The sequence below is a fragment of the Sulfuricystis multivorans genome (genome assembly GCF_003966565.1).
Lineage (GTDB): Bacteria > Pseudomonadota > Gammaproteobacteria > Burkholderiales > Rhodocyclaceae > Sulfuricystis > Sulfuricystis multivorans.
The window spans coordinates 1,474,014-1,494,174 of the sequence record NZ_AP018718.1 but is presented as its reverse complement, the minus strand read 5'-3'; the positions used below and the strand labels follow the sequence as shown (position 1 = coordinate 1,494,174).

Genomic DNA, 20,161 nt, shown 5'->3' with positions numbered 1-20,161 from the left:
GTCGGCGATGGCGGGACGGCACTCTTCTCACGGTTTTTCGCGCGGCGAGCGCGTGGCGGAGCAGATCCATCGCGATCTCGTCGAACTGCTGCGCCAGGTCAAAGACCCCCGCGTCGCGCAATGGTTGCCGCTCATCACCCTCACTGCCGTCGAGGTCACGCCCGATTACGCGCATGCCAAGGTGTATTACACCTCGCTGGCTGGCGGCGAGCATGCCAATGAAATCGCGCGCGGGCTTGCCAATGCGGCGGGCTTTTTGCGCCGCGAGCTCGGCCGGCGCCTACACATCCATCACATTCCCGAGCTCGACTTCGTCTTCGATGCCTCGGTCGAACGCGGCGCACGCCTGGCGCACCTCATCGACGAAGTGATCGAGGCAGAACGCAAGGACGAGCCCAAGGGTGAGTAAGCCGCGACGTGCCCCGCGCCGGCATGTCGATGGCGTATTGCTGCTCGACAAGCCGGCCGGCCTGAGCTCCAATGACGCGTTACAAAGGGCGCGTCGGCTGTTCAATGCCGAAAAAGCCGGCCATACCGGCACCCTCGACCCGCTGGCGACAGGTCTCTTGCCGCTCTGTTTCGGCGAAGCCACCAAGTTCGCCGGCAGCTTGCTCGATGCCGACAAAACCTACCGGGCGACGGTGCGTTTGGGCATCGTCACCAGCACGGCCGATGCCGAGGGCGAAGTGCTCGCCAGCCGGCCGGTGATGGTCGATAAGGCACAGGTGATGGCCGTGCTGCAGCGTTTCACGGGCGAGATCAAGCAGGTGCCGCCGATGTATTCGGCATTGAAGCGCGATGGCAGGCCGCTTTACGAACTCGCCCGTCAAGGTGTCGAGGTCGAGCGCGCCGCTCGCCGCGTGACCATCCATACCCTGCGCCTGCTCGATTGGCTGAGCGACCGTTGCGAGATCGAGGTGACGTGCAGCAAGGGCACCTACATCCGGACGCTGGCCGCCGATATCGGCACCGCGCTCGGTTGTGGGGCGCATCTGGCTGCGTTGCGGCGCACGCGCGTCGGAGCGCTCGACATCGCCACGGCGGTAACCCTCGATGCCATCGAAGGTTTGCCTGATGACGCACGCGATCGCCTGTTGTTGCCGGTCGATGCCCTGCTCATCGATCTACCCCCCGCCACTTTGACGGCCACCGAGGCAGCGCGCCTGCTGCATGGTCAGACGGTGCGCTGGCTGGGGGAGGTTGGGCAACGCTATCGTCTCGTCGCGCCACAAGGATTCATCGGTACAGGCGTGCTCCTGGCCGATGGTTGGCTCAAGCCGCAACGTCTGATCGCAAGCGGCTGATCCGTATATAATCCCAGATTGTCCATTGAGAGCGGGCTGATTCGTCATGAACATCCGATACGATCATTTCAACGCCCTACGCGGCGGTTTTCTAGCTGCGGGCGGCATCTTTGCGCCCCCGCTCCTCGCCAATAGACACTGTTATTGGCTCGTCGCGGTGACGCAAACCTGCTCGCCCTCGCCTTCGAAACCCGCTCGCGTTCCAATGGACGATCTGGGATAATCCGACCCTCGCTACTTTTCAGTGTGCGGCTGTCAAGCTCTATCAAACCGGGGCCGCAGCCGTTTTTTCAACCCAGTGTTTGAGAGATAAAACATGGCCATTTCCACTGCCGACAAGGCAAAGATCGTCAGCGAATTCCAGCGCGCCCAGGGTGATACCGGCTCTCCCGAAGTGCAAGTCGCATTGCTCACCGCGCGCATCAACGACCTGACCGCCCATTTCAAGACCCACGTCAAGGATCACCATTCCCGCCGCGGTCTGCTCAAGATGGTGAGCCAGCGCCGCAAATTGCTCGATTACCTGAAGCGCAAGAATGCCGACAGCTATCGTGTGCTGATCGAACGTCTCGGCCTGCGCAAGTAAAGGAACATTCCCAGTGCTCACACCGATCAAGAAAAGCTTCACCTACGGCGCCCATACCGTCACGCTGGAAACCGGTGAAATCGCCCGCCAGGCCACTGGCGCCGTGGTGGTGAATGTCGATGACACCGTCGTCCTCGCCACCGTCGTCGCCAAGGACGAGGCCAAACCGGGGCAGGATTTCTTCCCGCTCACCGTCGATTACGTCGAGAAAGTCTATGCCGCCGGGCGCATCCCCGGTGGCTTCTTCAAGCGCGAAGGCCGCCCCTCCGAGAAGGAAACGCTCACCTCGCGGCTGATCGACCGGCCGCTGCGGCCGTTGTTCCCGGATGGCTTCTACAACGAAGTGCAGGTCATCGTCCATGTGCTGTCCTCGAACCCCGAAGTCGATCCGGACATCCCGGCGATGCTCGCCGCTTCCGCTGCGCTGGCCATTTCCGGCATCCCGTTCAACGGTCCGATCGGCGCCGCGCGCGTCGGCTACATCGACGGCCAGTATGTGCTGAACCCGACCCGCACCCAGCTCTTCGACAGTCAGCTCGATCTGGTCGTCGCCGGCACGCAGAGCGCCGTGCTGATGGTCGAATCCGAAGCGCAACAGCTGCCGGAAGACGTGATGCTCGGTGCCGTGGTGTTCGGCCATGAGCAGATGCAAGTCGCCATCCAGGCGATCAACGAACTCGTCGAGGTCGCCGGCAAGCCGGAATGGAACTGGCAGCCGCCGGCCAAGGACGAGGCCCTGATCACCAAGGTCGCCCAGCTGGCCGAAGCCGATCTGCGAGAGGCCTATCGCATTACCAGCAAGCAGGCGCGCACCCAGCGCTGCCGCGAAATCTCCAACCGCGTGATCGAGGCGCTGTGCAGCGGAGAAGGCGCCCCCGATCCGATCACCGTCGGTAACCTGATCTTCGAACTCGAAGCGAAGATCGTCCGCTCGCAGATCCTCAACGGCGAGCCGCGCATCGACGGCCGCGACACGCGCACCGTGAGGCCGATCACGATCCGCACCGGCGTGCTGCCGCGCACTCATGGCTCGGTGCTGTTTACCCGTGGCGAGACCCAGGCGCTGGTGATCGCCACGCTCGGCACCACCCGCGACGAGCAGATCATCGATGCGCTGCACGGCGAATACCGCGAGCGCTTCATGCTCCACTACAACATGCCGCCATTCGCCACCGGCGAGACCGGCCGCATCGGCAGCCCGAAGCGCCGCGAAATCGGCCACGGCCGACTGGCCAAGCGTGCGCTGGTCGCTGTGCTGCCCTCCGCCGAGGAATTCGGTTACTCGATGCGTGTCGTCTCCGAGATCACCGAATCGAACGGCTCCTCTTCGATGGCCTCGGTCTGCGGCGGCTCGCTGTCGCTGATGGATGCCGGCGTGCCCTTGAAGGCTCATGTCGCTGGCATCGCGATGGGTCTGATCAAAGAGGGCAACCGCTTCGCCGTGCTCACCGACATCCTCGGCGACGAGGATCACCTTGGCGACATGGACTTCAAGGTGGCGGGTACGCGCACCGGTGTGACCGCGCTGCAGATGGACATCAAGATCCAGGGCATCACCAAGGAGATCATGCAGGTGGCGCTGGCGCAGGCCAAGGAGGCCCGTCTGCATATCCTCGGGATCATGGAAGCGGCGATGGCCAGTCCGCGCCAGGAAGTCTCCAGCTATGCGCCGCGCATGATCACGATGAAGATCAATCCGGAAAAGATCCGCGACGTGATCGGCAAGGGTGGCGCCACGATCCGGGCGCTCACCGAGGAAACCGGCTGCACCATCGACATCGAGGACGATGGCACCGTCACCATTTCGTCGGTGAATGCCGATGCCGCTCAGGTGGCGAAGAAGCGCATCGAAGACATCACCGCCGATGTCGAAGTCGGCAAGGTCTATGAAGGTACCGTATTGCGCCTGCTTGATTTCGGCGCGATCGTCCAGATCCTGCCCGGCAAGGATGGCCTGCTGCACATCTCGCAGATCGCCAACGAGCGGGTCAATGCCGTTTCCGATTACCTCAAGGAAGGCCAGACCGTGCGCGTGAAGGTGATCGAGATGGACGACAAGGGCCGCGTGCGCCTGTCGATGAAGGCGCTCCAGCCGGAAAACAGCGGCGAGACGCCTGCTGCCCCCCAGTAATAACGCCTTCTACCCGTGAAAAAGGACGCCTCGGCGTCCTTTTTCGTTGCTGAATCCGGCGAAGTATTCCGCTTGTTTCGCACCACCAAAGCCATGGGTTTGGTCAGGCAAACTCAGTGGTCGTCACCTTCCATTGACCCGATGCTGGGAAAAAACGGTCGATCACTTGGGGTCGATCACTTGGCCATTTGTTTTTCCCGGCGCTCCTCGATTTCCTTGCAGTCGATGCACAGGGTGGCGGTGGGGCGGGCTTCGAGACGCTTGATGCCGATTTCCACGCCACAGGCTTCGCAGTAGCCATACTCGCCGCTTTCGATGCGCGCGAGGGATTCGTCGATCTTCTTGATCAGCTTGCGTTCGCGATCGCGATTGCGTAGTTCGAGTGCGATGTCCGATTCCTGACTGGCACGGTCGTTCGGGTCGGCGAACACCGTTGCCTCGTCCTGCATCGTATGCACGGTTTTTTCAATGTCGTCCAGCAGCTCGGCCTTCAGGGATTCGAGGATCATCTTGAAGTGGGCGAGCTGTTTGGGATTCATGTATTCCTCGCCCTTTTTGGGAGTATAGGGGGGGAATTGCTTGTGCAGAGTTTCTTCGGCCATCTTGGATTGTTCCGGTCGGCAAAGCGCGAAGTTTAACAATGAAACCGTGACTGCTCGCAAGTCTTCGTGCAAATTCTCCTCATTGCCGTTGACGTGGATTGCGGAAGTCCCTATCATTCGCGGCTCGCAATTCCCCGATAGCTCAGTCGGTAGAGCGCCGGACTGTTAATCCGTAGGTCCCTGGTTCGAGCCCAGGTCGGGGAGCCAGAATGCCTGAGGCCCAGCACGGTGTGTTGGGCCTTTTCATTTCCGGATGCCGTCATGTCATTGACCCGTTTCGCCGCTGTGTTCCTGCTCGGTGCGAGCTGGGCGGTTGCGGCTTTTCCTACGGAGGGGCGGCAGACGCCGCTTCTCGCCGAGGGTGACGGCATCAGTGACAGCAGCACTCTGGAGCGACGTCTCCAGCATTTGAGCTGGGTGCAATTCAGACGAGTGGTCGAGGCCGTCCCGAAACTCAAGGCCAGTGTCGATGCCTATGGGCCGCTCGGATGGGAGTATGTGCGGGCGAATTATTCGACCTACCGCTGGAGAAAGAACATCGATCGGCTCGATGTCGCCGAACGCCGACAGCTGGCCGAATTGATCGACCAAGCGAGCGCGGCGCGCTGACCATTCGAAGCGGGTCGGCGCCCGGCGGGACGTCCCATTTCCCGCCAGCGCAGATTTTCAGTTGAGTTTCTTCGCTGGTCGGTGCAGCTTGAGTGTGTGCGTGTTCTGCGGCTCGTCGCTGAAATAAGGCCGCTCCTTCGCCGTCATGCCGGCTTCGTTGGCCAGCTCCCGTTCGCGTTCGGCGATCAGCGCGAACAGGCCGCGAATGTCTTCGATCGTGCTCTCCTGCAGCGGGTTCGGCCGGCCGGGACGCGGCGCGGTGTCCTTGACGATGTTGCCGAGCACCTTGCGCAGCACGCGCAGGATGCGTTGTTCCTTCGAGAGGCCTTCGTTTTCCATCGTGATCTCCGTTTGGGGTGGTCGCTCGATATTACCCGTTATGCGGGTTCGAAATGTTCGAACACCAGCTTTACGCTCGCTTCGCCTTGCCATTCGTTGATGTCGAGGCGGAAGGCGGCGCGGATGCGGTCGGGGGCTCCTTCGGCATGATTGAAGCGGATACCATCGAGGCGTATGGGACCTTTCTTGAGCATCAGCTTCAGGTGCTTGTCCTTGAGCAGCCGTTGCTGGACGACTTCGAACTCGTCGGCGAACAGGGGGGCTGGAAACGCCTGACCCCAGACGGCATCCTGCAGCAGACGCGCGGTCGGCAGGCCGTAATAGGCGGCTTCGAGCGCACCATCGGTTTCCAGCGTGCGTGCCAGCGCCGCTGGCGACAGCCAGGCGCGCGCCACCCGTTCGAACAGTGTCTCGAATTCGGGCAGATCGTTCTCTTTGAGCGTCAGCCCGGCGGCGGCGGCATGACCGCCGAAACGCAACAGCAGGCCGGGGCGCTGCTTGGCGACGAGGTCGAGCGCGTCGCGCAGATGCAATCCGGCGATCGAGCGCCCCGAGCCTTTCAGCTCGCCATCCTCTCCTCGCGCGAAGACGAAGGTCGGCCGGTGCAGTCTTTCCTTGATGCGGCCGGCGAGGATGCCGATCACACCCTGGTGCCAGCTCGGATCGAACAGGATGATGCTGGCGCGCTGGGCGACGTCGAGGTCTTCGAGCTGCAGCGCGGCGTCATCGTGCATGTCGGCCTCGATGGTGCGGCGCTCGTGGTTGATCGCATCGAGTTCCTGCGCGATGTTGAGCGCCCGGCCCGGATCATCGGTGATGAGGCATTCGATGCCGAGGCTCATGTCGGCGAGCCGTCCCGCGGCATTCAGGCGCGGCCCGACGGAAAAACCGAGATCGAAGCTGCCGGCGCGCCCCGGATCGCGTCCGGCGACCGAGAGCAGCGCGGCGATGCCCAGCGTCATGCGACGCTGGCGGATGCGCGCGAGGCCTTGAGCGACGAGGATGCGGTTGTTGCGGTCGAGCGGCACCACGTCGGCGACCGTGCCGAGCGCGACGAGGTCGAGCAGCTCGGCGAGAATGGGTTCCCGTCGTGCATTGAAACTGCCGCGCCGTCTGAGTTCCGCACGCAGCGCCAGCATCACGTAGAACATCACGCCGACGCCGGCCATCGCCTTGCTCGGGAAAGGGCAGCCCGGCTGGTTTGGATCGACGATCGCGTCGGCGGCGGGCAGTTCGGGGCCTGGCAGATGATGGTCGGTGACGATCACCGTCATGCCCAGGCGCTTCGCCTCGGCTATGCCTTCGACGCTGGCGATGCCATTGTCGACCGTGACGAGCACATCGGGACGCCGCGCCGCGGCCAGCCGTGCGACTTCGGGGGAGAGGCCATAGCCGGTCTCGAAGCGGTTGGGCACCAGGTAATCGACCGTGCCACCCATCGCCCGCAAGGCGCGCATGCCCACCGCACAGGCGGTGGCGCCATCGCAGTCATAGTCGGCGACGATGAGGATCTTTTTGCCCTTTGTGATGGCGTCGGAAAGCAGCCTGGCAGCAGCGTCGATCCCTTTCATGCTGTCGGGCGGCGTGAGCGCCGCCAGCCGAATGTCGAGCTCGTCGCTGGTAGTGATGCCGCGCGCGGCGTAAAGGCGTGCCAGTAGCGGATGTACGCCCGACTGCTCCAACATCAGCCGGGCACGTTGCGGGACGGGGCGGATCGTGATGCGCGTCATTTCAGCTCCGTCAAGGCGGGCAAGCTGCGCCACAAGCGCCAGTGGTCGCGCCGCCGCCATTCATAGGCTACCGCTGCCGGCGCCTGCGTAAGACGGGTGCCGATCACGATCAGCTCCGCACAGTACTCGAGGGCGGGCGCCAGCCAGTCGCGTTCGAGCCTCGTAAGCGCCTCGCGCCAGCGCAGGGCATCGAGGCTGCGCGCCGGATGAGCAAGGCTATCGAGCGTGACGAGTATGTTTCCTTCGCCCGGATCGAAGCGTTCGGGCACCTGCCGACGGGCGATGCCCGCATGCCGACAGAGGCCAATGACCACGGGATCGTCGCTGCAGACGGCCGAGAAGCCGGTGGGCGGCGATTCCGGCAGCCGGCCTTGTCCCCATGGCCACAGGCTGTTGGCCGTCGGCAGGTTGGCCTCCTCGCGCCGACGGTTGACCGGATGGGCGAAGAGGATCGTCTGCGCCTCGGCGATGCGCCGCCGCCAGGTCAGGCCATCGTTGCCGCCGGGCAGGTCCGGGTCGATCGGCTGATGGATCGCGGCGGGCAGCGGCACCGTCTGCAGCGAAAGCGGCCGAGTCAAATGCAGTTCCCAATGGCCGGGCGCAGAGGCGGAAAGCTCCCCCCAGTCGGCAAAGAGCGGCTGGACGGCTTCGAGCAGCGCCGCGCTTTCCTCCTCGTTCAGCGCCAGCCGCGCCGGATCGTCGAGGGTTACGCCGCGCGCGCCGACCTGCCAGCGCACCGGATCGAGGCAGAGCCATTCGTCGGGTGCCGCTTTGCCGGCGCCGAGTCTGCGCAATGCGGCAGCAGGCAGAGAATCGAGGCCGAACAGGTGTGCCAGGGCATCGTCCGGCAATGTGCGCCTCCTGCCGCGGCCGAGCAATTTCGACAGCGCCGGCGCATGCAGATCGTAAACGGTAGGTTCGAGGATCGCCTCCGGCAGCAGTAGGCCAAAGACCAGCAAAGTCAGGTGCATGAGGCATGTTAACATGCCGCTCTAACGCGCATGATCGCAACACCCACCCGCAGAGGATGAAATACCCTTGCGCAAAAATAAACACCCACCCACGCCCTGTAGGGGCGGGTCTTGTGCCCGCCCTATGTGTGGGTTTTGTGCCCGCCCTATGTGTGGGTTTTGTGCCCGCCCTATGTGTGGGTCTTGTGCCCGCCCTATGGGCGAGACGACGTGTAGGCACAAGGCCTACCCCTACGGCGGGGAGACTTTGTGCGCGGCTATCGCCGCGATCGTTGATTGCCGGTCGAGTGGCGAACGTCGAGGGCATGGCTGATCATATTTCACGCTAATGACCTTCGAAACCCTCATCGGGCTGCGCTATACGGCGGCAAGAAAGCCGGGCGGCGGCAACCGCTTCATCTCCTTCATCTCGCTGATTTCCATGCTCGGCCTCGGCTTGGGCGTGGCGGCGCTGATCGTCGTGCTGTCGGTGATGAATGGCTTCCAGAAGGAGCTCAGAACGCGCATCCTCGGCGTCGCTTCACACGTGCAGGTGATGGGCGACGAGGGAGAGCTTGCTGGCTGGCCAGCCATCGTCGAGAAGGTCGGCGGGCATCGTCGTGTCCTCGCCGCCGCGCCTTATGTCCAGCAGCAGGCGATGCTGTCGCTCGCCGGGCAGGTGAAAGGGGTGGTGGTACGCGGCATTTTGCCGGGCGAAGAGGAGAAGGTGGCCGATTTTGCGCGCCACATGAAGGCCGGCCGGCTGGAGGCTCTGCAACCGGGCGAATTCGGCATCGTGCTCGGCAGCGAGATCGCCTATGCGCTGCGCGCCTATCCCGGCGACAAGGTGACGCTGATCGCGCCACAGGGCATGGTGACGCCCGCTGCGGTGCTGCCGCGCATGAAGCAATTCACCGTCGTCGGCATCTTCGAGGTTGGCATGTTCGAATACGATAGCGGTCTTGCCCTGCTGCATCTCGAAGATGCGCAGAAGCTCTACCAGATGAATGATGCCGTCTCCGGCGTGCGTCTGAAGCTCGATGACTTGTTCGCGGCGCCGCAGGTGGTGCGCGAGCTGGCGGAGAGCCTGCCGCCGGGCTTGCGGCTCGTCGACTGGACGAAAAGCCACGCCAATTTCTTCCGCGCGGTGCAGATCGAGAAGAACATGATGTTCCTGATCCTGCTGTTGATCGTCGCGGTGGCGGCCTTCAACATCGTCTCCACTTTGGTGATGACCGTGCAGGACAAGCGTGCCGACATCGCGATTTTGCGCACGCTGGGCGCCAGCCCCGGCAGCGTCATGGCGATCTTCGTCATCCAGGGCACCTTGATCGGCGCGATCGGCCTGCTGTTGGGGGTGGCCGGCGGGGTCGCGCTCGCGCTCAATGTCGAAACCGTCGTGCCCTTCCTCGAGCGGCTGCTGGGTATCCAGTTCCTCGCCAAGGATGTCTATTACATCTCCGATCTGCCCTCCGATCTGCATTGGTCGGATGTCGGCATCATCAGCGCCACGTCGTTCGCTCTCACCGTGCTGGCCACCCTCTATCCGAGCTGGCGCGCTGCGCGCGTCAACCCTGCCGAGGCGCTGCGCTATGAGTGAGGCGGTGCTCTCCTGCGCAGGCTTGACCAAGGTGTTCCGCCAAGGCGCGGAGGAGGTACGCGTGCTGACGGGCGTGGAGCTCGCCGTCGAGCGCGGCGAGACGGTGGCGATCGTGGGCGCTTCCGGCTCGGGCAAGAGCACGCTGCTGCATCTGTTGGGCGGGCTCGACACACCGACCTCCGGTTCCGTGCATCTGATGGGCCGCGATCTCGCCACGGTAGCGGAGTCCGAACGGGGCCGGCTGAGAAACGAATCACTCGGCTTCGTCTATCAGTTCCACCATCTGCTGGCGGAATTCACCGCGCTGGAGAACGTCGCGATGCCCTTGCTGATCCGGCGCATGGCGAAGACGCAAGCCGAGCGGCAGGCAGCCGGGATCCTCGCCGAGGTGGGGCTGGGGGCCAGGCTTACGCATCGGCCGGGCGAGCTTTCCGGCGGCGAGCGTCAGCGCGCGGCGCTCGCGCGCGCGCTGGTGACGCAGCCGGCTTGCGTGCTGGCCGACGAGCCGACCGGCAATCTCGATCGCCATACCGCCGACGAGGTGTTCGCGTTGATGTTGCGCCTGAATGCCGCGCATGGCACCAGCCTCGTCATCGTCACGCACGATATGACGCTGGCCTCAGCCTGCCAGCGCCAGTTGTTACTGCGCGATGGACGCCTTGCGCCGCTTTCTTCGCCGGCGCCAGGCGCGCACTAGCCAGATGCGCCAACCGATGCGCACGCCGAAATAGCCAATGAGCGCGAGCAGCGTGGCGAGCAGGACGAGGCCGACCGCCAGCGGCGCACCGAGCTGGATCATCCAGTCGATCAGCGCGCCGACCCAGCTGATCAGCGTCTCGCTGCCCGGGTCGCCGAAGTCCGGCGGGGCGACGAACGCACGTCGCGGATGGCCCAGCAGCGAGAACATTTCCTCGCCGAGCGCGAAGGCGACGATGTAGAGCGGCACGATCGTGAGCGGATTGGTGTAGAGCGTGGTCAGGAGTGCCAGCGGCAGGTTGATGCGAAAGATCACGGCGCAGACAGCCGCGCCGAGCATCTGGAACGGCCCGGGAATCAGGCCGCAGAACAGCCCAGCGGCGACCGCGCCGGCGGCGGAATGGCGGTTTAAGTGCCATAACCGCGGGTGCAGCAGCGTATTGCGGAACGGGTACAGCCAGCGGTTTTCCTTCACCGCCGCGGCATCCGGCATGTGCTTGCGCAGCCAGTGCTTCATGGAGTCATTCTAATGCCTTGGCGGGTGCTGGCCTTCGCGCTGGGCGTGTGGCTGCTGCAGCAGTGTGCCGTCCTGCCAGCGCCGAGTTTGCTCGCCGCGCTCGGGCTGGGCGGCGCGGCGCTGCTGGTGTCGCGCAGGCCGGGCTTGACGGTATTCGGCGCTGTGCTACTCGGCATCACTTGGGCCGGCGCATTTGCCCACTGGCGCATGAATGATGAACTGCCGACGCAATGGGAAGGGCGTGACATCGAGATCACGGGCATCGTGGCCGGATTGCCGCAAGGCTTCGAGCGCGGCGTGCGCTTCGTCTTCGCAGCGCAGGCGGCGAATGCGCCGGTGCCCTCGAAGCTCCTGCTTTCCTGGTATGGGCATCTCGATGAGCGCCAGGAGGAGGAGGATGAGGAGGCCGGCGGTGCGCTCAGTTTGCCGCATGCCGGCGAGCGCTGGCGGCTCGTGGTGCGGTTGAAACGCCCGCATGGCAATCTGAATCCCCACGGTTTGGATTACGAAGGCTGGCTGTTCGAACGCGGCATTCGCGCCACCGGCTATGTGCGCAAATCGGACACCAACCAGCGGCTTGCGCCGGCCGGCTGGACCATCGAGCGGCTGCGTGAAGCGGTGCGCGCGCGCATCCAGCGCGCCTTGCCGGAAGCGCCTTACGCGGGCGTGCTGACGGCGCTGGCGATCGGCGACCAGCAGTCGATCGCGCCGCAGCTGTGGCGGCTGTTCGCGGCGACCGGCATCACGCACCTGATGTCGATCTCCGGCCTGCATGTGACGATGGTCGGCGGCCTCGTGGCGTGGCTCGTCTCGATGCTGTGGCGGCGCCAGCCACGGCTGCCGCTGGTTTGGCCGGCACAAAAGGCCGCGGCGCTGGCGGCCTTCCTCGGCGCGCTTGCCTATGCGTTGCTCGCCGGTTTCGCAGTGCCGGCGCAGCGCACGCTCTACATGCTCGGCGTCGTCGTCGCCGCGTTGCTCTCCGGGCGCAACCTCGCGGCGCAGACGGTGCTCGGCGCCGCGTTGTTGCTGGTGCTGCTGCTCGATCCCTGGGCGGTGCTCTCTGCCGGCTTCTGGCTATCCTTCGGCGCGGTGGCGCTGCTGTTCTTCATCAGCGCCGGCCGGCTCGGCCAACGGCATTGGCTGATCGAATGGTTGCGCGCACAATGGGCGATCACGCTGGGCCTCATTCCGCTGCTGTTGGCGCTGTTTCAACAGTTTTCGCTGGTTTCGCCGTTCGCCAATGCGTTGGCGATCCCGCTCGTCAGCCTTGCCGTCACGCCGCTCGCCTTGCTCGGCAGCCTGCCAGGCTTCGACTGGGCGCTGCAACTGGCCCATCTGCTGCTCGTGCCGTTGATGGATTTTCTCCAGTGGCTCGCCGGATTGCCGGGCGCGCTCTGGCAGCAGCATGCGCCGCCGGCCTGGGCGGTGCCGGTCGCCGTCGTGGGCGCCGTCTGGCTGCTGCTGCCGCGCGGCTTTCCGGCGCGCTGGGCAGGCGCTGTGCTGTTCCTGCCGTTGTTCGCCTTGCGGCCGGAACGACCGGCGCCGGGCGAATTCATGCTCAGGGTGCTCGATGTCGGCCAGGGACAGGCGGTGCATGTGCAGACCGCCACGCACGATCTGCTGTTCGATGTAGGGCCTGCCTTCAATGCCCAAAGCGATGCCGGTAGCCGCATCGTCGTGCCCTATCTGCGCGCGATCGGAGTAGCCAGGCTCGATCGTCTGATCGTCAGCCATGCCGACCGCGATCATGCCGGCGGCGCCGATTCGCTGCTCGCGGCGCTGCCGGTGGCAACCGTCGAACGGCGCTGTGTCGATGGTCAGGGCTGGGAATGGGATGGGATACGCTTTCGCGTGTTGCACCCGCAGGCCGCGGACTATGATGGCCCGCGGCCCAGCAATGCGCTCTCCTGTGCGCTGAAGATCGAATCGCCGCACGGCAGCGCGTTGATCCCCGGCGATCTCGAAGGCCGGGCGGAGGCCGAGTTCCTCGCCCGCCATCGCGATGCGGCACACGCCGACATCCTCGTCGCGCCCCATCATGGCGGCAAGAAGACGTCGTCGCCGGCGTTCGTCGCGGCGGTGGCGGCGCGGGACGTCATCTTTCCGGTCGGCTACCGCAACCGCTTCGGCCATCCCTACCCGTCCGTGCTGGCGCGCTATGCCGATGCCAACATCCATCGCACCGACCGCGATGGCGCCGTCACTTTCCAAATCGGCGCTGGCGGGACGGCATACGCGAACGAGCGCGAAGCCAGCCGTCGCTACTGGCACAATACGGCTTTCACTGCCAGGGAATGACCGTGATGCGCCAGAAATTCGTCCAATGCTTGAGCCCCGCCGGGTTCCACAAGATGGCCTATGTCGAATGGGGAGATGCGGCCAATCCGCGCGTGCTCATCTGCGTGCATGGCCTGACGCGCTGCGGGCGTGATTTCGATTTCCTCGCCGAGCGGCTCGCCGACCGCTATCGCGTCGTCTGCCCCGACGTGGTCGGGCGCGGCGGCAGCGACTGGCTGCGCGATCCGCACCACTACACGATTCCCCAATATGCCCAGGACATGGTCGCGCTGATCGCCCGGCTCGATGTCGAGCGGGTCGATTGGCTCGGCACCTCGATGGGTGGCATCATCGGCATGGCGCTGGCGGCGCAACCCGGCACGCCGATCGCCCGCCTGATCCTCAACGACGTCGGGCCGCTGATCCCCGCCGCCGCCTTGCAGCGCATCGGCGAATATCTCGCCACGCCGCCGGATTTCGCTTCGCCGCAGGAAGCCGAGGCCTACATCCGCACGATCGCCGCGCCGTTTGGCCAGCTCACCGATGCGCAATGGCGACATCTGACCCAGCACGTCATCGAGGCCGCCCCGAACGGCCGTTTCCAGCTGCGTTACGACCCGGGCATCGCCGTGCCCTACGCGCAAGCCGCGCGCGATGGGCAGGACATCGACCTGTGGCCGCTGTATGACGCGATCCGCTGCCCGACGCTGGTGATCCGCGGTGCGCAGTCCGATCTGCTCGCGCGGGAAACGGTGGCGGCGATGCGCAGCCGCGGCCCGAAGGCGGAAAGTGTCGAGATTCCGGACGTCGGCCACGCGCCGATGTTCCTGGACGATGCGCAAGTGGCCATCGTGCGTGATTGGCTGGAACGCGAAAGCTGCTAAACTGCGTCGTGGCGGGTCTCCCCGCATTGCAAGCTGGTGAACCTGGTCAGGGCCGGAAGGCAGCAGCCATAGCCAATCCTTGCAAGTGCCGGGGGTCAGGCTCGCCACCTTTCCTCACGTTTCGTTACAAAGCGCTCATAGTCTGCTTACCTTTGGGGCGCTCAATCTCTCCTCGCAAACTTCATTCACAAGGAGAGTCATATGAAACGCACACAGCAATATTTCCTCGGTCTCGTTCTCGCCGCCGGCCTCGGCACGGCCGCCTTCGCCCAGCCCGGCCTGGGCATGATGTCCGGAGAGGATGGCATGGGGCCGATGGGCAAGATGGGTCGCCCGGCCGCGATGCGCTTCGATCCCGCCGCGCGCGTCAAGGAACGTCTCGACTACCAGAAATACCACCTCAAGATCACCCCCGAGCAGGAAGCGTTGTGGAACGCCTTTGCCGAGAAAGTGCAGGCCGAGGCGGGCAAGGGCATCAACGAGATGCGCGCGCTGGTTGCTGACACCAAGCTCACCGCGCCGGAACGCATGGCCAAGCGCGAGGCCCTGATGGAAGAAAGACTGGCCGCGATGAAGGAGGTGCATCAGAGCTTCAACCGCCTCTATGAGGCGCTCACCCCTGAACAGAAGGCGATCGCGGACCGTGAGGCCGCGCGGATGGGCAAAGGGCCGATGGGCGGACGTCACGGCCGCATGGCGCCCCCGCAGGGCTGACCGCAGGTAGAATCGCGGGCATGAGCTACCAGGTTCTTGCCCGCAAGTGGCGCCCGAAATCCTTCGACACGCTGGTTGGCCAAGAGCACGTCGTGCGCTCGCTCAGGCACGCGCTCGAACAGCAGCGGCTTCATCACGCCTATCTCTTCACCGGCACGCGCGGCGTCGGCAAGACGACGATCGCGCGCATCATGGCCAAGGCGCTCAACTGCGAGAAAGGCGTCACTGCCACGCCCTGCGGCGAATGCACGCCCTGTCGCGAGATCGATGCCGGGCGCTTCATCGACTACGTCGAAATGGATGCCGCCTCGAACCGCGGCGTCGAGGACATGGCGGCGCTCTTGGAGAAGGCCGCCTATGCGCCGAATGCCGGCCGCTACAAGGTCTATATGATCGACGAAGTGCACCAGCTCTCGGGCCATGCCTTCAACGCGATGCTCAAGACCCTCGAAGAGCCGCCGGAGCACGTCAAGTTCATCCTCGCCACCACCGATCCGCAAAAGATTCCCGTCACGGTATTGAGCCGGTGTCTGCAATTCAACCTCAAGCAGATGCCGCAGGCCGCGATCGTCGATCATCTGGCGCGGGTGCTGACGGCCGAAGGCATCCATTTCGAGGCGCCAGCACTCAGACATCTGGCCAAAGCCGCCGCCGGTTCGATGCGCGATGCGCTCTCGCTGCTCGACCAGGCGATCGCCCACGGCGCCGGACGCGTCGAGGAGGAGGGCGTGCGGGCGATGCTCGGCACCGTCGCTGACGATTACCTGTTCGCATTGCTCGACGGACTCGCAGCCGGCGACATCCAGGCGATGCTGGCGGTGGCCAGGACGATGGAAGAGCGCAGCCTGAATTTCGAAGCGGCGTTGCAGGAGCTGGCGACCTTGTTTCATCGCATCGCGCTCCTGCAGTTCGCACCCGAGGCGATCCTCGACGATACCGAGCGTGCGCGGCTGACGCCGTATGCCGAACGTCTCGATGCCGAATTCCTCCAGCTCTGTTACCAGATCGTCACCCACGGGCGCGACGAACTGGCGCTGGCCCCCGACGAGGCGGCCGGCTTCACGATGACCCTGCTGCGGCTGCATGCCTTCCGGCCAGGCGGTGGTGACGAAAAGCCTGCGCGCACGGCGGTTGCTCCAATGACCCAGACGGCCACCGCGGCCGCAGTGGCACCCGCCGTAGCTCCCGAAGCGCCGTCGCTTTCCTCCTCGGCCGGGCCGGTTGCGGCAGCGCCAGATGACTGGCATACGCTGGTCGAGGGCAATACGCTCACCGGCATGGCGCGCCAGCTCGCCCAGCATTGCGAGCTGGTCGATTGTGACGGCCAGAAGATCGTGCTACGCCTCGATCCGGCCCACCGCTTCCTGCAAATGCATCAGGACAAGCTGCGCGCCGAGCTGGCGAAACATTTCGGGGAGCCCTTGCGGCTCGAAATCCAGCTTGGCGCACCGAATGGTGCTACACCGAAAGCACGAGCCGACCAGCTCAAGCGCGAGCGGCAGGATCAGGCGATCGCCGCGATCGAGAATGATCCCTTCGTGCGCGAGGTCTGCGACCTGTTCGACGCGAGCATCGACGAATCCACCATCAAACCCCTCTAGAGGAACACGACATGCTGAACAAAGGCGGTATTGCCAACCTGATGAAACAGGCGCAGAAGATGCAGGAAAACATGCAGAAGGCGCAAGAAGAGCTGGCCAATCTCGAAGTGGAGGGCCAGTCCGGCGCCGGCGCCGTGAAGATCGTCATGACCTGCAAGCATGATGTGAAACGCGTCATCATCGATCCGTCGGTGATGGACGACAAGGAGATGCTCGAAGACCTGATCGCCGCTGCGCTCAACGATGCCAACCGGCGCGTCGAAGCGACGGTCCAGGAGCGCATGGGGGCACTGACCGCCGGTCTGCCGCTGCCGCCCGGGATGAAACTGCCGTTTTGAACCGATGCGACAACGTATCTTGTTCGTCTGCATGGGCAATATCTGCCGCTCGCCCACTGCCGAGGGCGTGGCGCGCGAGTTGGCCAGGCGGCGCGGATTACACGGCTTTTTCGAGTTCGATTCGGCCGGCACCCATGGCTATCACGTCGGCAATCCGCCCGATCGCCGTGCGCAGGAAGCGGCGAAGAGACGCGGCTACGATCTATCGAGCTTGCGCGCGCGTCAGGTCAATGAGTCCGATTTCGTGCGCTTCGACCGCATCCTGGCGATGGATCGCGACAACCTCACGCTGTTGCGTGAGATCTGCCCGGATGAGCATCACGGCAAGCTCGGCCTGTTTCTCGAATTCGCGCCGGAGAGGGGCTTCGATGAAGTACCCGACCCCTACTACGGCGGACTGGAAGGCTTCGAAATCGTCCTCGATTTGGTCGAGGCGGCGGCCGACGGGTTGTTGAGCCGGCTCGCCCCGCAGAAGTGAAAACGCCCGCTTCGCGCGGACGTTTCCACGGCTATTCCGGTTTCCGGGTTTCCACCATCACCAGCGGTTCGTCGCTGAGCAACGGCGCCGGTTTGGGCTTGCGGCCAAGCGGTTGCACGGGCGGCTCGACCGGCGCAGCAGTGGGGCGCTTCGTCGTTTCGACCAGCTGCAGACCGGCTTTCGCCAGTTCGGCCGCGAGATCGACGGTGATCGGCGCTGCTGCAGACACATCCGCCTGGGTGTGCGTTTCCGGAGCAGGCGCCACGCCCAGTGGCGCAGCAAGCGGTGGCTGAGATTCCGCCGGAGGAAGCGCGACTGGCTCCGTCACAGCCAAGGGTGCGTCGGTAGTCGGTTCGGCAGGAGTCGAAGTCGGCGCTGGCGGAATGGAGGACGTCCCGCCGGGCGCCTTGCCTCCAGAAGTCGGCGCTGGCGGGACGGCACCCCCCCCGGGCGCGCTCGCGGCGACCGGCGCGGCGCTGCCAGCAGCGTGGGTCTCCGTCAGCAATTCCGGGGCTGCGGTCGGCCCAGTGGCCGCCATCAGCGGGGCGGTGTCGGGGATGGGGGCGGCCTCTTCTGGCGGCGCAGAGACTGCCGCGACGGCGGCGGCGACTTCCTCGAGCTGGCGTTCGCCGCGATTGCGTCCGCCGCGCCGGCCGCGACGCCGGCCACCTGTACCCTCGGCTGCGCTGCCTTCATTGGGGGCGACGGCAAGGGCGGCAGGCGGTGCCTCCTGCTGTTCGGCTGCCACGGCTTTCTGACGATTCGGACGCGCTTCGCGCGCTTCCTTCGCGCCCCCGGGACGTTCCTTGCGCTCGCCTTGCTCGGCACGGTTTTGACGGCCTTCCCGCGCTTCGCGGCGATCACCCTTCTCGTTGCGCTCGCGGCTCTCACGTCCTTCGCGGCGCGTGCGGCCGCCACGTTCGACGCCCTCGCTGCGTTCGCGTCGGCCGGCGGCCGCGGATTTCTTCGGTGCCTCCTCGACGGCAGGCTCTTCCTTCTTGCCGCCGGTAAGCCAAGACAGGATGCGGGCAAAGAACCCAGGCTTCGGCGTTGCCGGCTCGGTGGATTTCGGCGCGACGGTCGGGGCCGGCTGTTCGGGGGTGATGCCCTTCACTGCCGCTTCGGGGCGCGGCGCTTTGGCTTCTGTCTGGGCGGCTTGCGTCGCAGCTTCTTCCGCCGGCTTCAGAGCCATTTCATAGCTCGGCTGGCTGATGCCTTCCAGGTTGAGCTGGTCGTGGCGCAGACGGACGATCTCGTAGTGCGGCGTCTCGATGTAGCGATTCGGGATGATGATCAGGTTGACGTGATGCCGCAGCTCGATGCGGGCGATGTCCGGACGCTTCTCGTTCAACAGGTAGGTGGCGACATCGACCGGCACCTGCACGTGCAGTGCGCCGGTGTTTTCCTTCATCGCTTCCTCTTCGAGGATGCGCAGGATGTGCAGCGCGGCCGATTCGGTCGAGCGGATATGGCCGGTGCCGGTGCAGCGCGGGCAGGTGATGTAGCTGGTCTCGGCCAGCGCCGGACGCAGCCGCTGGCGGGAAAGTTCCAGCAGGCCAAAGCGCGAGATCTTGCCGATCTGCACCCGGGCGCGGTCGTAATGCAGCGCTTCGCGCAGGCGATTTTCGACTTCGCGCTGGCTTTTGGGTGATTCCATGTCGATGAAGTCGATGACGATGAGCCCCCCCAGGTCGCGCAAACGCAATTGACGGGCAATTTCGTCCGCCGCTTCGAGGTTGGTCTTGAGCGCGGTTTCCTCGATGTCGGCGCCCTTGGTGGCACGCCCGGAGTTGACATCGATCGCCACCAGCGCCTCGGTGTGGTCGATCACCACCGCGCCGCCGGAAGGGAGGGTGACCTGCCGCGAGTAGGCAGTTTCGATCTGGTGCTCGATCTGGAAGCGCGAAAACAGCGGCACGTCGTCGCGATAGCGTTTGACCCGATTGACGTTGGCCGGCATCACGTGGGCCATGAACTGCTGGGCCTGTTCGAAGATGTCGTCGGTGTCGATCAGGATCTCGCCGATGTCCGGCTGGAAATAATCGCGAATCGCACGGATCACCAGGCTCGATTCCTGATAGATCAAAAAGGCGCCGGACTGCGCCTGGGCCGCGCCCTCGATCGCGCGCCACAGCTGCAACAGGTAGTTGAGGTCCCATTGCAGCTCCTCGACGCTGCGGCCGATGCCGGCGGTGCGGGCGATCAGGCTCATGCCGGGCGGCACTTCGAGCTGATCCATCACCTCGCGCAGTTCTTGACGTTCCTCACCCTCGATGCGGCGCGAGACGCCGCCGCCGCGCGGGTTGTTCGGCATCAGCACCAGATAGCGGCCGGCGAGCGAAATGTAGGTGGTCAGCGCGGCGCCCTTGTTGCCGCGCTCGTCCTTTTCGACCTGGACGATCAGTTCCTGGCCGACCTTGAGGGCATCCTGGATGCGCGCGCGACCGGGTTCGAGGCCGGACTGATAGTAGCTTCTGGCGACCTCCTTGAACGGCAGAAAGCCGTGGCGTTCGGCGCCGTAATCGACGAAGGCGGCTTCGAGGCTGGGCTCGATGCGGGTGATCACCGCCTTGTAGATGTTGCTCTTTCTTTGCTCCTTGGTGGCCGATTCGATGTCGAGGTCGATCAGCTTCTGACCATCGACGATCGCGACGCGGAGTTCCTCGGCCTGCGTCGCATTGAACAACATGCGTTTCATCTGTGCTCCTGCTCGGCGCGCAGGCAGGCACGACAAATCGCGCCACGAAGGTGGCGTTTTCTAACGGATTTGCGGGTTCGACACCATCGGGATCGAGGGGTGTGGGA

19 protein-coding genes, 1 tRNA gene and 1 other RNA gene are annotated in these 20,161 nt (G+C 64.8%); 15 read left to right on the top strand and 6 right to left on the bottom strand.

The annotated features are described in order from the left end of the window. The first annotated feature begins 7 nt into the window (after window positions 1-7). The 4 genes from rbfA to pnp all read left to right on the top strand — a co-directional run bounded on the left by rbfA (window position 8) and on the right by pnp (window position 4,021). Entirely contained in the window at window positions 8-409 is a 402-nt protein-coding gene (gene rbfA / locus EL335_RS07480; RefSeq protein WP_126445565.1) for a 30S ribosome-binding factor RbfA, read from the top strand. Continuing rightward, window positions 402-1,304, top strand: a complete 903-nt coding sequence (gene truB, locus EL335_RS07475; RefSeq protein ID WP_126445563.1) for a tRNA pseudouridine(55) synthase TruB — start codon at window positions 402-404, stop codon at window positions 1,302-1,304. The genes rbfA and truB overlap by 8 nt, the downstream gene beginning before the upstream one ends. A gap of 316 nt (window positions 1,305-1,620) precedes the next feature. Continuing rightward, the gene (gene rpsO / locus EL335_RS07470) at window positions 1,621-1,890 is read left to right on the top strand and encodes a 30S ribosomal protein S15 (RefSeq protein WP_126445561.1); all 270 of its coding nucleotides are present in this window, start codon (window positions 1,621-1,623) and stop codon (window positions 1,888-1,890) included. Window positions 1,891-1,903: 13 nt separating this feature from the next. After that, the gene (pnp, locus tag EL335_RS07465) at window positions 1,904-4,021 is read left to right on the top strand and encodes a polyribonucleotide nucleotidyltransferase (protein WP_126445559.1); all 2,118 of its coding nucleotides are present in this window, start codon (window positions 1,904-1,906) and stop codon (window positions 4,019-4,021) included. 176 nt (window positions 4,022-4,197) lie between these two features. Here the strand turns inward: pnp and dksA are convergent, their stop codons facing one another. Then, window positions 4,198-4,623: an RNA polymerase-binding protein DksA gene (gene dksA, locus EL335_RS07460; protein ID WP_126445557.1), complete on the bottom strand. Its 426-nt coding sequence runs from the start codon at window positions 4,621-4,623 to the stop codon at window positions 4,198-4,200. Between the two features lie 131 nt (window positions 4,624-4,754). On the opposite strand from dksA, the gene EL335_RS07455 reads away from it, so the two are divergent. Further along, window positions 4,755-4,830, top strand: a tRNA-Asn gene (locus EL335_RS07455). Window positions 4,831-4,884: 54 nt separating this feature from the next. Then, window positions 4,885-5,232, top strand: a complete 348-nt coding sequence (locus tag EL335_RS07450) for a hypothetical protein (RefSeq protein WP_126445555.1) — start codon at window positions 4,885-4,887, stop codon at window positions 5,230-5,232. 57 nt (window positions 5,233-5,289) lie between these two features. Here the strand turns inward: EL335_RS07450 and EL335_RS07445 are convergent, their stop codons facing one another. The 3 genes from EL335_RS07445 to EL335_RS07435 are packed head-to-tail and all read right to left on the bottom strand — an operon-like array spanning window position 5,290 to window position 8,272. After that, window positions 5,290-5,571, bottom strand: a complete 282-nt coding sequence (locus EL335_RS07445; protein WP_126445553.1) for a segregation and condensation protein A — start codon at window positions 5,569-5,571, stop codon at window positions 5,290-5,292. A 38-nt stretch (window positions 5,572-5,609) separates the two neighbouring features. Further along, on the bottom strand, window positions 5,610-7,301 hold the full coding sequence (recJ, locus tag EL335_RS07440; protein WP_126445551.1) for a single-stranded-DNA-specific exonuclease RecJ: 1,692 nt from the start codon (window positions 7,299-7,301) through the stop codon (window positions 5,610-5,612). Continuing rightward, on the bottom strand, window positions 7,298-8,272 hold the full coding sequence (locus EL335_RS07435; protein ID WP_126445549.1) for a hypothetical protein: 975 nt from the start codon (window positions 8,270-8,272) through the stop codon (window positions 7,298-7,300). The genes recJ and EL335_RS07435 overlap by 4 nt, the downstream gene beginning before the upstream one ends. Window positions 8,273-8,600: 328 nt before the next feature. Here EL335_RS07435 and EL335_RS07430 point away from each other — a divergent pair, with 328 nt between their 5' ends. Together EL335_RS07430 and lolD are read left to right on the top strand one after the other, a co-directional pair. After that, window positions 8,601-9,851 carry a lipoprotein-releasing ABC transporter permease subunit gene (locus EL335_RS07430; RefSeq protein WP_126445547.1) on the top strand — a complete coding sequence of 417 codons (1,251 nt, stop codon included), beginning with the start codon at window positions 8,601-8,603 and terminating at the stop codon, window positions 9,849-9,851. Then, complete coding sequence (gene lolD, locus EL335_RS07425; protein WP_126445545.1) at window positions 9,844-10,548, top strand: lipoprotein-releasing ABC transporter ATP-binding protein LolD; 705 nt, start codon at window positions 9,844-9,846, stop codon at window positions 10,546-10,548. Before EL335_RS07430 ends, lolD begins: the two co-directional genes overlap by 8 nt. On the opposite strand, the gene EL335_RS07420 is transcribed toward lolD, so the two are convergent. Beyond that, on the bottom strand, window positions 10,492-11,064 hold the full coding sequence (locus tag EL335_RS07420; protein ID WP_126445543.1) for a DUF2062 domain-containing protein: 573 nt from the start codon (window positions 11,062-11,064) through the stop codon (window positions 10,492-10,494). The genes lolD and EL335_RS07420 overlap by 57 nt on opposite strands. Before the next feature lie 12 nt (window positions 11,065-11,076). Here EL335_RS07420 and EL335_RS07415 point away from each other — a divergent pair, with 12 nt between their 5' ends. The 7 genes from EL335_RS07415 to EL335_RS07385 all read left to right on the top strand — a co-directional run bounded on the left by EL335_RS07415 (window position 11,077) and on the right by EL335_RS07385 (window position 17,356). Further along, window positions 11,077-13,362, top strand: coding sequence for a DNA internalization-related competence protein ComEC/Rec2 (locus tag EL335_RS07415; RefSeq protein ID WP_126445541.1), 2,286 nt, complete (start codon window positions 11,077-11,079; stop codon window positions 13,360-13,362). Window positions 13,363-13,367: 5 nt separating this feature from the next. After that, complete coding sequence (locus EL335_RS07410) at window positions 13,368-14,225, top strand: alpha/beta fold hydrolase (protein WP_284155282.1); 858 nt, start codon at window positions 13,368-13,370, stop codon at window positions 14,223-14,225. A 10-nt stretch (window positions 14,226-14,235) separates the two neighbouring features. Then, window positions 14,236-14,334, top strand: an RNA gene (ffs, locus tag EL335_RS07405) — signal recognition particle sRNA small type. A 92-nt stretch (window positions 14,335-14,426) separates the two neighbouring features. Continuing rightward, window positions 14,427-14,939: a Spy/CpxP family protein refolding chaperone gene (locus EL335_RS07400; protein ID WP_126445536.1), complete on the top strand. Its 513-nt coding sequence runs from the start codon at window positions 14,427-14,429 to the stop codon at window positions 14,937-14,939. Window positions 14,940-14,959: 20 nt separating this feature from the next. Further along, entirely contained in the window at window positions 14,960-16,540 is a 1,581-nt protein-coding gene (gene dnaX, locus EL335_RS07395; RefSeq protein WP_126445534.1) for a DNA polymerase III subunit gamma/tau, read from the top strand. A gap of 14 nt (window positions 16,541-16,554) precedes the next feature. Continuing rightward, window positions 16,555-16,878: a YbaB/EbfC family nucleoid-associated protein gene (locus EL335_RS07390; protein WP_126447756.1), complete on the top strand. Its 324-nt coding sequence runs from the start codon at window positions 16,555-16,557 to the stop codon at window positions 16,876-16,878. A gap of 4 nt (window positions 16,879-16,882) precedes the next feature. Beyond that, the gene (locus EL335_RS07385; RefSeq protein ID WP_126445532.1) at window positions 16,883-17,356 is read left to right on the top strand and encodes a low molecular weight protein-tyrosine-phosphatase; all 474 of its coding nucleotides are present in this window, start codon (window positions 16,883-16,885) and stop codon (window positions 17,354-17,356) included. Window positions 17,357-17,387: 31 nt separating this feature from the next. Here EL335_RS07385 and EL335_RS07380 read toward each other — a convergent pair whose 3' ends face one another. Further along, window positions 17,388-20,054: an Rne/Rng family ribonuclease gene (locus EL335_RS07380; protein ID WP_126445530.1), complete on the bottom strand. Its 2,667-nt coding sequence runs from the start codon at window positions 20,052-20,054 to the stop codon at window positions 17,388-17,390. Window positions 20,055-20,161: the final 107 nt, after the last annotated feature.

Coding starts and splice junctions, on each gene's coding strand:
- rbfA (WP_126445565.1), top strand. CDS start 8: ATGGCGGGACGGCACTCTTCTCACGGTTTTTCGCGCGGCGAGCGCGTG.
- rpsO (WP_126445561.1), top strand. CDS start 1,621: ATGGCCATTTCCACTGCCGACAAGGCAAAGATCGTCAGCGAATTCCAG.
- dksA (WP_126445557.1), bottom strand. CDS start 4,623: ATGGCCGAAGAAACTCTGCACAAGCAATTCCCCCCCTATACTCCCAAA.
- EL335_RS07450 (WP_126445555.1), top strand. CDS start 4,885: ATGTCATTGACCCGTTTCGCCGCTGTGTTCCTGCTCGGTGCGAGCTGG.
- EL335_RS07445 (WP_126445553.1), bottom strand. CDS start 5,571: ATGGAAAACGAAGGCCTCTCGAAGGAACAACGCATCCTGCGCGTGCTG.
- recJ (WP_126445551.1), bottom strand. CDS start 7,301: ATGACGCGCATCACGATCCGCCCCGTCCCGCAACGTGCCCGGCTGATG.
- EL335_RS07435 (WP_126445549.1), bottom strand. CDS start 8,272: ATGCACCTGACTTTGCTGGTCTTTGGCCTACTGCTGCCGGAGGCGATC.
- EL335_RS07430 (WP_126445547.1), top strand. CDS start 8,601: ATGACCTTCGAAACCCTCATCGGGCTGCGCTATACGGCGGCAAGAAAG.
- lolD (WP_126445545.1), top strand. CDS start 9,844: ATGAGTGAGGCGGTGCTCTCCTGCGCAGGCTTGACCAAGGTGTTCCGC.
- EL335_RS07420 (WP_126445543.1), bottom strand. CDS start 11,064: ATGAAGCACTGGCTGCGCAAGCACATGCCGGATGCCGCGGCGGTGAAG.
- EL335_RS07415 (WP_126445541.1), top strand. CDS start 11,077: ATGCCTTGGCGGGTGCTGGCCTTCGCGCTGGGCGTGTGGCTGCTGCAG.
- EL335_RS07410 (WP_284155282.1), top strand. CDS start 13,368: ATGCGCCAGAAATTCGTCCAATGCTTGAGCCCCGCCGGGTTCCACAAG.
- EL335_RS07400 (WP_126445536.1), top strand. CDS start 14,427: ATGAAACGCACACAGCAATATTTCCTCGGTCTCGTTCTCGCCGCCGGC.
- dnaX (WP_126445534.1), top strand. CDS start 14,960: ATGAGCTACCAGGTTCTTGCCCGCAAGTGGCGCCCGAAATCCTTCGAC.
- EL335_RS07385 (WP_126445532.1), top strand. CDS start 16,883: ATGCGACAACGTATCTTGTTCGTCTGCATGGGCAATATCTGCCGCTCG.
- EL335_RS07380 (WP_126445530.1), bottom strand. CDS start 20,054: ATGAAACGCATGTTGTTCAATGCGACGCAGGCCGAGGAACTCCGCGTC.